This is a genomic window from Mesorhizobium sp. M2E.F.Ca.ET.209.01.1.1, from assembly GCF_004010375.2.
Taxonomy (GTDB): domain Bacteria; phylum Pseudomonadota; class Alphaproteobacteria; order Rhizobiales; family Rhizobiaceae; genus Mesorhizobium.
In genome coordinates, this window is record NZ_SADP02001202.1 from 1 (window position 1) to 289 (window position 289).

The window sequence follows — 289 nt, forward strand, 5'->3', positions numbered from 1 at the left end:
GGAATGGCCGCCCAGCCTGGCGCCTGGATCGAAGGCGGCGGCATCGACGATGGTGCGGCCACGGCCGATGAAGGCGCGCCTGTCGGTCTCGGCCTCGGCATCACGAGCCGGCCCCGACGGATCGGTGACGAAATGCACCAGGGCGACATCGGGCTCGCTGGTTTCGCGCTTGCGTCGCGTGGCGAAGATCGCGCCATTGTTGGCGGCGATTTCCGTTTCCACGAACATTTTCGAGAAGGCCGGATGCGCGTTGTCGGAAGCCTCCGATCCCAGAACCAGCTCGGCAAAG

1 protein-coding gene is annotated in these 289 nt (G+C 66.1%); it reads right to left on the minus strand.

Features of this window, described 5'->3' with window-relative positions:
* Positions 1-289: hypothetical protein (locus EN852_RS39735; RefSeq protein ID WP_135879969.1), on the minus strand; the 289-nt coding region annotated here is incomplete at both ends.